Origin of the sequence: Sphingobium sp. (genome assembly GCF_035511395.1) — a bacterium.
Lineage (GTDB): Bacteria > Pseudomonadota > Alphaproteobacteria > Sphingomonadales > Sphingomonadaceae > Sphingobium.
The window spans coordinates 1-9,394 of sequence record NZ_DATKFP010000427.1 but is presented as its reverse complement, the minus strand read 5'-3'; the positions used below and the strand labels follow the sequence as shown (position 1 = coordinate 9,394).

6 protein-coding genes are annotated in these 9,394 nt (G+C 61.2%); 2 read left to right on the top strand and 4 right to left on the bottom strand.

Features of this window, described 5'->3' with window-relative positions; translation table 11 throughout:
* The 4 genes from bktB to VMR39_RS28655 form a co-directional block, all read right to left on the bottom strand.
* Positions 1-1,128 (bottom strand): beta-ketothiolase BktB (bktB, locus tag VMR39_RS28670; protein ID WP_325421646.1); only part of this gene is annotated, 1,128 nt, incomplete at its 3' end.
* 20 nt (positions 1,129-1,148) lie between these two features.
* The gene (locus VMR39_RS28665; protein ID WP_325421644.1) at positions 1,149-3,224 is read right to left on the bottom strand and encodes a 3-hydroxyacyl-CoA dehydrogenase NAD-binding domain-containing protein; all 2,076 of its coding nucleotides are present in this window, start codon (positions 3,222-3,224) and stop codon (positions 1,149-1,151) included.
* A gap of 19 nt (positions 3,225-3,243) precedes the next feature.
* Positions 3,244-4,980, bottom strand: a complete 1,737-nt coding sequence (locus VMR39_RS28660) for an acyl-CoA dehydrogenase C-terminal domain-containing protein (RefSeq protein ID WP_325421648.1) — start codon at positions 4,978-4,980, stop codon at positions 3,244-3,246.
* Positions 4,981-5,231: 251 nt separating this feature from the next.
* Entirely contained in the window at positions 5,232-6,575 is a 1,344-nt protein-coding gene (locus tag VMR39_RS28655; RefSeq protein ID WP_325421642.1) for a CaiB/BaiF CoA-transferase family protein, read from the bottom strand.
* A 394-nt stretch (positions 6,576-6,969) separates the two neighbouring features.
* Here VMR39_RS28655 and VMR39_RS28650 point away from each other — a divergent pair, with 394 nt between their 5' ends.
* Both VMR39_RS28650 and VMR39_RS28645 read left to right on the top strand, forming a co-directional pair.
* Complete coding sequence (locus tag VMR39_RS28650) at positions 6,970-7,443, top strand: (2Fe-2S)-binding protein (protein ID WP_184269275.1); 474 nt, start codon at positions 6,970-6,972, stop codon at positions 7,441-7,443.
* Positions 7,440-9,275, top strand: coding sequence for a xanthine dehydrogenase family protein molybdopterin-binding subunit (locus VMR39_RS28645; RefSeq protein ID WP_325421639.1), 1,836 nt, complete (start codon positions 7,440-7,442; stop codon positions 9,273-9,275). Before VMR39_RS28650 ends, VMR39_RS28645 begins: the two co-directional genes overlap by 4 nt.
* Positions 9,276-9,394: the final 119 nt, after the last annotated feature.

The following is a 9,394-nucleotide window of genomic DNA, read 5'->3' as shown; positions in this document are numbered from 1 at the left end:
CATCGTTGCCAGCCCGTATTTCCCGCCGACACGCTGTAACTCGTAGACAAGTTTCGTAACGATGATGGCACCTGTGCCGCCGATCGGATGGCCCAGTGAAATGCCGCTGCCGTTTGGATTGACCTTCGCAGGATCGAAGTCGAGCTCCTGCGCCACAGCGCAGGCCTGAGCAGCGAATGCCTCGTTGGATTCGATGACATCCAGATCTCCAACCGACAATCCCGCGCGTTCCAGAGCGATGCGGGTCGCCGGTACGGGGCCGATGCCCATATAGGCCGGATCGACGCCCGCGTGGCCATAAGCGACCAACCGGGCCATTGGCTTGAGCCCATGATCCCGTACGGCGACGTCGTTGGCCAGAATGACCGCTCCGGCACCATCATTGATGCCCGAGGCATTGCCAGCCGTGACTGACCCGTCCTTCCTGAAAACGGGCTTGAGCTTGGCGAAATCGTCCGCTGCGGCGTCAGTGCGGACATATTCGTCGGTATCGAATGTCGTCTGCTTGCGCCGCGCTTCGATCGTGAGTGGCACGATCTGACTGCTGAACCGGCCTTCAGCGATCGCCCTTGCCGCGCGATGCTGGCTTTCCAGGGCAAGGGCGTCCTGCTGCTCGCGCGTTATGCTGAAGCGCTCGGCGACATTTTCCGCCGTGATCCCCATATGAATGGCCTGAAACGGGTCGGTCAGTGCCCCGACCAGTCCGTCGAGAAGCTGGGCGTCCCCCATTTTCTGTCCCCACCGTGCGGCAGGCAGGAAATAGGGAGCGCGACTCATGACTTCCGCGCCGGCGCCAACGGCGATCGCGCAATCGCCCAGCATGATCGACTGAGCGGCCGATACGATCGCCTGCATCCCCGAACCGCAAAGCCGGTTGACGGTAAAGGCGGGAACCTCCTTCGGCATGCCTGCTGCGATGGAGGCGATGCGCGCGGCATAGGCATCACGCGGTTCGGTATGGATCACGTTGCCGAGGACAAAATTTCCGACGAGGCCGGCCTCAAGTCCGGCGCGCTCGATGGCGGCGCTGGCAATGAATCCAGCCAGCTCGCCGGGGCGCTGATCTTTCAACGAACCGCCGAAGCTTCCTATGGCGGACCGTGCCGCCGATACGAGGAAAATATCCATGCCTGTCTCCTGTGCGGCGATTATTCGTTGAGCATGCCGACATGGTCACCGTCCGCGGCGAGCCGTTCGATCAGCGGAGCCGGCTTCCATGCCCAGCCATTTCGGCCGTGCGCGTAAATATTGAGCCGGCCAAGAAGCTTCGATGTCCCGATCATGTCTCCCTGGAGCATCGGCCCGCCGCGCTCGCGTGGAAATCCGTAGCCGTGGATCAGCGTCATATCGACGTCCACCGGTCGATAGGCGATACCTTCCCCGACGATCCGGGCGCCCTCGTTAATCATTGCCAGCAGGCATCGTTCCACGATCTCTGCATCGCCGATCGATCGCCGGGGCAAGCCGATTTCGGCCGAATATTCCGAAATCATTCGTTCGATTTCGGGGTCCGGTACCGCCTTTCGGCCATCGGGATAGGCATAGATTCCCTCTCCGGTCTTCTGGCCAAACCGCCCAAGCTCGCAAATCCTGTCGATCACACGGGAATAGGGACGATCTGGCTGTTCGACAGCACGGCGCTTCCTGATCGCCCAGCCTATATCCTGGCCGACTAGATCCATCGTGCGACAAGGCCCCATGGCCATGCCCCAATTCTCCATGGCGCCATCGATCTGCGCGGGGCTGGCCCCCTCTTCGAGCATGAACCAGACTTGCCTGAGATATTCCTCGAAAATCCGGTTCCCGATGAAGCCATCGCAAACGCCGGAGACCACCGCGACCTTCCGCAAGCGCTTCGCCAGGTCGACAGCAGCGATCAGTATGTCGGGAGATGTTTGGGCACCGCGAACCACCTCGAGGAGGCGCATGACATTGGCTGGCGAAAAGAAATGCAGCCCCACAACCCGGGAAGGATCGGCAACGAAAGATGCAATCCGATCGAGATCCAGGGTGGAGGTATTGCTTGCAAGGATCGCATCGTCCCGGACGATCCGTTCAAGGGCACCGAACACGTCCTTTTTGACTGCCATATCCTCGTAGACCGCTTCGATCGCGACGTCGACGTCAGCCAGTTCTTCAAGCGAGGATGATGCCGAGAATATCGCCAGAGCCCTTTGCGCCGCGCTGGCGCTGAGCCTGCCTTTCTCCACATCGCGTTCGATCGTGGATCTTACCGTCGCAGCAGCCCGGTCAAGTGCATTCGGGTCGCGCTCGACCAGCGTCACCGCGATGCCAGCGCTAAGCAACGAGATGGCGATACCAGTTCCCATCAGGCCGCCGCCCACGACACCTGCTTTCCCGATGTGCCTGGCACCGATCCCCGATTGGATACCCGGGAGGCGGGAAACCATTCGCTCGCCGAAAAAGGCGTGCCTGAGACCTTTGGACGCTTCTTGTGACAATAGCTCTGCGAATGCCCCGGCCTCAGCCTGCAGTCCGGCGGCCAGATCGGTCGAGATCGTCGACACGCAGTCGACTATGCAGGCAGGTGCCCTGTTGAGAGCATCATTCCTGACGAACTGCGAATGAGCCTGGACCACGGTATCTATGTCCGTGGGCGGAGATAAGGCTCCCGTCGGCCGTGGGAGCAGCCACGGCATCTCAGCCATCGCCAAAGCTCCGGCTATCAAATCATCCTCTGCGATATCGTCGATCAATCCCCACGCAAGGGCCTGATCCGCTGTAATTGGCTTGCCCGCCAGCATCATGTCCAGCGCGTTTCCGGCACCGATCAGGCGTGGCAGCCGTTGAGTGCCGCCTGCGCCAGGCAGAAGGCCTAACGTCACTTCGGGTAGTCCGAGTTGGGCGTCGCGCGACGCGACGCGATAATGGCCCGCCATTGCCAATTCGAGGCCGCCGCCGAGCGCCATACCATGAATGGCCATGATCACCAGCTTCTGGCTACCCTCTATGCGCAGGATCAGTCGTCGCAACGCGTCGACTTTTTCAGAACCACCGGAAAAGTCCCCGATGTCGGCGCCACCGCAGAACATTCTGCCCTTGCCGGCGATGACGATCGCATGGCAGCCCTCATCCGCCTGCGCGTCCAGGACTGCTGCGTCTATTTCCGCTACGAAACCGCTGCCAACGGACAAGGCGTTGACTGGGCCGTTTGAAAGCAGAAGGATTCGGGCATTCCCGCGTCGTTCTATTTCTACCGTCATTACGGACAGGTCTCCCGCTTCAAAAGGCGCTGCTATCGAGGGCCATGACTGTGGTTTCGCCAGCACCCAAATTGGCGGCCAGAGCGTGAGCGCGAGGCAGCACCCGCTGTGCGAAGAAATCAGCAATGCCGACCTTGGTGCGATGATATTCGGTCGACCCCGCTTCGGCCGCGACGGCCATTCGCGTCCACATCCATCCCAGCGCGACCAGCGCAAGCAGATGGAGATAGTCGACGGCAGCAGCGCCGACCGCATGGTTGCCCGCACCTATGAGTGGCGAGGTCGCCTCACGAAGCAGAGCAAGCGCCTCACGGGTTCGAAGAGCTATCACACGGTCGCCGCCGGCTTCGAGATCGACTGCGATCATATCGAAAAGCTCGCGTGCGGTCGCGCCACCGTTCGCCTGCAGCTTGCGGCCAACCAGATCCATCGCCTGCACGCCATTGGTGCCCTCGTAAATCTGGGCGATGCGTGCATCCCGGACATATTGCTCCATGCCCCATTCGCGAATGTAGCCATGCCCGCCGAAAACCTGTTGGGCCTGGACTGCGCTTTCGAACCCGAAATCGGTGAACGACGCCTTGATGACCGGAGTGAGCAGCGCAACCAGAGCGTCCGCGCGGATTCGCTCGGCGGGATCCGGGTGACCATGCGCTCGGTCGAGCTGCAAGGCTGTCCAGCCTGCAAGGGCGCGCCCCGCCTCGACGAACGACCGGATGCCAAGCAGCATCCGTCGCACATCGGCATGTTCGATAATGGCCACCGGCCCATCGCCCGTCGTAGCGCTACGTCCCTGCAACCGGTCCTTTGCATAGGCCGCAGCCTGCTGGTAGGCACCGCCTGCTACGCCCAGACCCTGGATGCCGACGAACAAGCGCTCGGCGTTCATCATCGTGAACATGGTATTGAGGCCGCGATTGGGTTCGCCGACCAGCCATCCGATCGCACCATCATAGTTCATGACGCAGGTGGGCTGGGCATGGATGCCCATTTTCTTCTCCAGGGCACCGACCGACATGGCATTGCGAATCGAGAAATCGCCTTTTTCGTCAGCCAGAAACTTTGGCACCAGAAACAGGCTGATGCCCTTTACGCCCGGCGGCGCGTCGGGAAGCCTGGCCAGCACGAGATGGACGATATTTCCTCCAAAGTCGTGGTCGCCCGACGAAATGAAGATTTTCGTCCCGGTCACGGCGAAGCTGCCATCGCCGACGGGCATCGCCTTGGCCTTGAGCAAAGCGAGGTCCGTTCCGGCACTGCTTTCGGTCAGCGCCATGGCTCCGGTCCATTCCCCGCTGACCATCGGCTTGAGCCATATGTTCTTCAGATCCTCCGACGCATGGGCGACAATTGCCTCGCTCGCGCCGCGGGTCAGGCCGGAAAACAGACCGAATGACAGGTTGGTCGCGGACATCATTTCGTCCAGCCAAAGCTGAAGGACGAATGGCAAGCCCTGCCCGCCAAATTCCGGGTCGGCCGAGAGGGCCGGCCAGCCTGCGGCCACGAAGTCTCGATAGGCTTCGGCAAAGCCTGTCGGGGTGTGGACGTCGCCATCGATAAGTCGGCTGCCCTGCTCATCACCCTCGCGGTTGATCGGGTGAAGACGTTCCGAGCACATCCTCCCGGCTTCCTCGAGAACCGCGATTGCGAGGTCGGATTCGACATCCTTCCCGATTTCGGCCATCACGGTGTCGAAATCGAGCACCTCCTCCATCAGAAACCGGTAATCCTCGATCGGCGCGATATAAGTCTGCATCATCTTGGTTCCGCGGGCAGAGCCCCAATTGTTTTCAAGAGGAAGGGAGCTGCTGGCGCGCTTCGATCGGTCGACAGGCGAAGCGAACGCCCACATCCAGGCGAGAGAGCCTCATGATGAGGCGCCATCATTCATGCAGCCGGCATCGGCAAATCCTGACCTGCCAATTGGGGCGTGGTTCAGGATCGTCTCAACGATGCTTGGGCGAATCCCGCGCGGCGGCCGGTCCTGTCGGCCGCCGCGCTACCTGCTTATCCGAGTGCCCCAGCCGCTCTCAGATCCGCCAATTCCGCTGCCTTGAGATCTAGCAGTTCCTGCAGAATCTCATCGGTATGTTCGCCCAGCTCCGGCGGATCCGTCAGCTCTCTCAACGCAGAGCCTTCATAGCGCATCGGGCTGTTGGGAAGGGCGACGACGCCGGCTTCGGTCGTGCGCTCGGTCAGGAAACCGCGTTCACGAAGATGCACGTCGTTGAGAAGCTCCATGACATCGCGAAGCGGAGCCGCCGCCACCTGGTTCTTGTCGCACAGATAGCAGATCTGCTCGCGGGTGAGGTTCTTGGTCCAGGCGGTGACCGCTGCCGTGATTTCCTCGATGCGCGCCACTCGGCCTGGCAACGTCCGCAATGTTTCATCCGCGGTGAGGTCGGGACGGTTCATTGCCTGGGTGAGTTTTACCCAATGCTCGTCATTCGCGCAGACGATCGCAACCCAGCCGTCAGACGTTTCGAAGGTGTCGAACGGCACATAGGAGTCCGCAACATGCCGGTTGCCGGTGCGCTCCGGAACGCTGTTGCTGGAATATACGTGACCAATCGACGGGAGCATCGGCGCAAAGACCGATTCCAGCATCGACAATTCGATAGCACGGCCTACGCCTGTCTTCTCGCGCTCGTACAGCGCTGTGACGATCGCCCCATAAAGATGCGCCCCGGACATGAAGTCGGCAACCGGCGCGCCGGCCTTGAGCGGGCGGCCGCCCGCTTCGCCCGTCGTGCTCATGAAACCGCTCATGGCCTGGATCGTCAGGTCGAGCGCGCGCTTGTTCGCATAGGGGCCTGTCGCGCCAAATCCTGATGCGGACGCATAGACGAGTCTCGGATTGACCTTGTGGAGATCGTCCGGTCCCAGCCCAAGACGAGCCATGACACCCGGGGCGAAATTCTCCACCAGAACGTCAGCGCTCTTGCTCATTTCGAGCAGCAGAGCCTTGCCCTGAGTGGTCTTGAGGTTGAGCACGATACCGCGCTTGCCGCCATTGAGGGCCCGGAAGGGATAGTCCCCATCGCGCGCGCGCTTCCTGGTGACGTCGCCCGTTGGCGGTTCGACCTTGATGACGTCGGCACCGGCCATCGCCATCAGGAATGTGGCATATGGGCCCTGGAACACATGCCCGAGATCGAGCACCCTGACGCCGGTCAGCGGCAAGGGCTTCCCCTGGTCAATTTCCATGGAATCGCCTTCCATATTCTCTCCCCCTGCAGTGTTGACCATTTCTATTGCATCCATCTCTTGCATCTCCTGCGAGGAGCTTGACGACCTGTCGTGGAACTCCAGGGAAATCCGCATCATCACCGATCCGGCGATGCCGAACATTCGTTCGGGTCGATGATCTTTTCCGATCCCCACAGATGGCGGATTTGTTCCGTCGAAACCGCGTCTGCCCCAGCAATCCTCTCTTCGTTGTTCCTATATACGTACGTCGTATCGGATATACGTCACTCTTGCATCGAGAATCACCGGCTGTCAATGGCAGTATCTCGCCAAGGACTGCCCGGCGCAGGTGCGCAGTGCTGCGCTGAATGGCACATGCCAGCTCCCCGCATCCATTCAGGCGCAAACGGCTGGCAGCGGCCGAAAGGGGCAGGTTCCAGATGGGGGCGCGGCCCATCAACCAAACGCAAAAGATCAGGATTACGCTCGACGCCCTTCCTGATTCGACTTATATAGGAACCAAAGAACGTATATTCGAACAGATAGGAGTGGACCGGTGGCCTTCAAGCTGGACATCAACGGCAAGGCTGCAGTCGTCGACGTCGATCCCGAAATGCCTCTGCTATGGGCTCTGCGTGACGGTCTGGGGATAAGAGGGCCAAAATTCGGCTGTGGGATCGGTGCTTGCGGTGCATGTACCGTCCATCTCGACGGAGAAGCCGTGCGTTCCTGCTCGATGCCAGTATCAAGCATTGAGCAAGGCAAGGTCATGACCATCGAGGCGATGGCCTCAGACCCCATCGGACGAATCGTGCAGGATGTCTGGGTGGAACTGGATGTCGCCCAATGCGGCTATTGTCAGCCAGGCCAGATCATGACCGCGACCGCGCTGCTCAAGCGCCAGCCCAACCCCAGCGATGCCGATATCGACGAAGCGATGAGTGGAAATCTCTGTCGTTGCGCAACCTACCGTCGCATCAGGGCGGCGATATTGCAGGCGGCCGCCAAGATTTCGGAGAAGAAAGCATGAGCGCTGCCGTCCGGACCTCGGGCCTGTCCCGAAGGCAACTCTTCGCTTCGATGACGGGCGGCGGCCTGGTGATCGCCTTTGGTCTTGCGCCTTCCGCCATGCGCGCTGCGACCACAGCCACTTCTCTTCCGCTCAACGCCTATGTTCGCATCGGCGCGGACGATATCGTCACCATCATGGCCAAGAATCCGGAGATCGGACAAGGTATCATGACCAGCCTGCCGATGATGATCGCGGAGGAGCTGGATGTCGAATGGGCCAATGTTCGTATCGAACAGGCCGACAGCCGGCCGGACCTATATGGCCTGCAATGGGCGGCCGGATCGCGCGCCACGCCGACGCACTGGGACCAGTTGAGGCGCGTGGGCGCGGTCGCCCGCGACATGCTCATCAGAGCGGCGGCCCGCGAGTGGGGATGCCCCGCTGGGGAGTGTAGCACCGACCGTGGCAAGGTGATCCATGCCGCGTCGAAGCGGAGCCTGCCTTATGGTCGGCTGGCACTCCAATGTTCGGACATCGAGCCGTGCGATCCCAAATCCGTCACGTTGAAGGATCCCTCCTCCTTCAGGATCGTCGGTCAGCCGACCCGGCAGTTCGATGCCCGCAAGCTTGTCGTTGGAGAACCGATCTTCGGGATCGACGTCGTGCTGCCGGGCATGGTCTATGCCTCCTTCGCGAAGGCACCGGTGTTCGGAGCAAAAGTCGCGAGTGCCGACCTGGCAGCCGCACGCGCGGTAAAAGGCGTCATCGATGCCTTCATCGTCGACGGGGCTGCCGATCCGCTTCGCCTGACCACGTCGCGGACTACAGCGATCGGACCCACGCTTCTGCCCGGAGTCGCGGTCGTTGCCGATAATTGGTGGACTACGCAGAAGGCGCGCGGCCTCCTCAACATCAGTTGGGCCGATCATCCGACCAGCGCTCAATCCAGCGCGGGTTTCGCCGCCGATGCTGCCGCCATGGGCGAGAAGGACGGCGCGGAGAGGCTGAGAAATGACGGCGATGTCGATGCGACATTCGCCAGCGCCACAAAACTCGTCAAGGCGGCCTATTCCTATCCGTTTCTCCATCATTCGCCGATGGAGCCGATGAACTGCACGGCTCATTACAAGGACGGAAAGCTGGAAATCTGGGCTCCGACCCAGAACCCGGATCAGGGCCGAGCCTTTTGCGCCGAAGTGCTGGGGATGAAGCCGGAGGACATAGTTATCCACATGACCCGCTGCGGCGGCGGTTTCGGACGACGCACCGCCAACGACTATATGGTCGAGGCTGCCTGGATCGCGAAGCAGGTAGCGCGGCCGGTGAAACTGCTATGGAGCCGGGAGGATGACTTCCAGCACGGCATGTATCGGCCGGGCGGATTTCAGTTCCTGACCGCAGGCCTCGACGCGCAGGGAGAACTGGTGGGCCTGCGAAACCATTTCGTGACCTTCGGGATGAACGGCAAGGCCGCCTATGGCGCGACCTATGCCCCCGAAGGGCCCGTCGAGTTCCCGGCGGGGCTCGTGGCCAATCTTCGCTATGAACAGAGTGTGATGGCACTAGGGCTGCCGACCGGCCCGATGCGTGCGCCGCGTGCAAATTCCTTCTGCTTCGTCATGCAATCTTTCATGGATGAGCTTGCTCATGCGGCCGGCCAGGATCCACTCGCATTCCAGATGGCCCTGCTGAACCGGCCGAAGGTTGCGCCTAACGAAGGCAATTTTCGCGCCGAGCGGATGCGTGGTGTCCTCGCCAAAGTGTCGGAAATGGCGAGCTGGAGCACAATGCAGCTGCCACCGCGTGAGGGCAAGGGATTGGCCTGCTATTTCAGCCAGGCCGTGTGGTAGGCCAGCAGGGCATAGGCAGCGGCGTGCGACTTGTTGAAGCCGTAGCCAGCGAACTTCTCCATCAGGTCGAATATCTCGTTGGCCAGCTCGGGCTTGATGTCGTGCTTGGCCGCGCCTTC

Coding starts and splice junctions, on each gene's coding strand:
- VMR39_RS28645 (WP_325421639.1), top strand. CDS start 7,440: ATGAGCGCTGCCGTCCGGACCTCGGGCCTGTCCCGAAGGCAACTCTTC.
- VMR39_RS28655 (WP_325421642.1), bottom strand. CDS start 6,575: ATGTTCGGCATCGCCGGATCGGTGATGATGCGGATTTCCCTGGAGTTC.
- VMR39_RS28660 (WP_325421648.1), bottom strand. CDS start 4,980: ATGCAGACTTATATCGCGCCGATCGAGGATTACCGGTTTCTGATGGAG.
- VMR39_RS28665 (WP_325421644.1), bottom strand. CDS start 3,224: ATGACGGTAGAAATAGAACGACGCGGGAATGCCCGAATCCTTCTGCTT.